Source organism: Hadarchaeum sp. (SeqCode), from assembly GCF_049969415.1.
Lineage (GTDB): Archaea > Hadarchaeota > Hadarchaeia > Hadarchaeales > Hadarchaeaceae > Hadarchaeum.
The window spans coordinates 1-1,648 of record NZ_JBMFOX010000115.1; the positions used below are offsets into that span (position 1 = coordinate 1).

Here is a 1,648-nt window from a genome sequence, read left to right on the forward strand (position 1 = left end):
AGAAACTGGCGAAAACGGGGCCCTGCTAAAACGCTCTGTAAACGGCGGGTATTTTGCCAAATAGATGCACTTTATGGGAGCGGCTCAGCTTTATAGATACAAATTAGCAATTTCTCCAAGATTAGAAAATGTCGCGACCTCGGCTAGAATTAAACGTTGCCGAATTGAGACCCACTATATGGAGAACAGCCTCAAAACTACGAAGCTTGCTTATAAATATCAAAAATACGGCAAGCGTTACTCGTACATTTCCTCATCGTACTCAGGAGGCTCTATCTCATACTCATTTACGATCGGCCGCTTTTTAGCCTTCTTCTCCTCGATGATGGCCACCTCGCGCGCTTCTTTACCCCTCTCGCTGATTTTATAAGCGGAAATCTTTTTCACCTTACCTTTATAACCGCATCTGGGACATGTCAATCTCTTACAGCGGCCCACCTTGGCCGGAACAAGAACGGTACCGCACTTGGGACAGAACTCCATTACCATCGCCAACTTATTCGAGCATTTAGGGCTTGAAGTCTTTATAAATCTATCGTTGCGAGTTTTTTAATGCGGATGATAATTTTGAATAAATTTTGCCTGCAAGGGAAAAAAGGAATTAAAAGGGTTTATTTTTGTTTTTGAGGAATTAAAATGCTAATTTTTGCCAATTTTCTCCTTTAGATAGGAGTTATCTATGAAAACAAAAAATTTTTAACCGTCAACAAAGACAATAAATTGGCTTTTGGAGGCGGGCTTAAGAGGGGGTAGCGTGAACAACCCCCAAGGGAGATATATTGCCGTACATAAGCAAAATTGAGCTAAGAGGCTTCAAATCATTTGGAAACAATAAAGTTACCATTCCTCTGTCCAAAGGACTGACGGCCATAGTTGGGCCTAATGGGATGGGGAAGAGCAATATCATCGACGCCCTCTGCTTCGTTTTGGGCTGGATGAGCGCCAAAACCATGCGGGCGGAGAGGTTCTCCGATCTACTTTTCAACGGAGGTAACGGCAGCAGGCCCGCATCATTTGCTGAAGTCTCCCTTCATTTTGACAACAGCGACGGCGGACTTCAGATAAACTCAAAGGAAGTTGTTATCACCCGGCAGCTGCATCGCGATGGCAAGTGCACCTATCGGATTAACAAGCGCCGGGCGACACGCGAGGAGATTATTGACCTGCTGGCGCCGAAGATGACCTGCCCCGGCGGATACAATTTTGTGCTGCAGGGTGAGGTGAACCGGTTTTTCAACATGGATCCAATCGAGCGGAGAAAGATAATCGATGATCTGGCCGGTGTGGCAGAATACGACGAGAAAAAACAAAAGTCCCTGAACGAGCTTCAAAAGGTGGAAGCCAACCTGAACAATGTCGGTGCCGTCCTCGCCGAAATATCCGGCCAAATGGAGAATCTGCGCGGACAAATGGAAACTGCGATTTACTACAAACAGCTTAAGCGTGAACACGAACAGATCCAAGGCACTCTCTTGCTAATTAAAAAGAAAAAATGTGACGAAAAGATTGAGCAGCTGAATGTGAAAATATCGCGGCTTGAAGGTGAACTCGAAGAACTCAAAAAAAGGCATCAGAAGACACTAGGGGAAAAGGATAAGCTGAATACAAAAATAGACAGCATTTCCAGGTCAATTGATGAAAAAAGAGC

The 1,648-nt window shown here is 44.8% G+C and carries 2 protein-coding genes; one reads left to right on the plus strand and one right to left on the minus strand.

Annotated elements, in window-relative coordinates; genetic code table 11:
• Positions 1-237: 237 nt before the first annotated feature.
• Positions 238-489 (minus strand): hypothetical protein, encoded by a 252-nt coding sequence (locus tag ACP5PX_RS08200; RefSeq protein ID WP_428085459.1) that lies wholly within the window; start codon positions 487-489, stop codon positions 238-240.
• A gap of 290 nt (positions 490-779) precedes the next feature.
• On the opposite strand from ACP5PX_RS08200, the gene ACP5PX_RS08205 reads away from it, so the two are divergent.
• Positions 780-1,648 (plus strand): AAA family ATPase (locus ACP5PX_RS08205; RefSeq protein WP_428085460.1); only part of this gene is annotated, 869 nt, incomplete at its 3' end.

What these genes read in the sequence shown, in the direction of transcription:
- ACP5PX_RS08200 (WP_428085459.1), bottom strand. Translation starts at nt 489, where the DNA reads ATGGTAATGGAGTTCTGTCCCAAGTGCGGTACCGTTCTTGTTCCGGCC.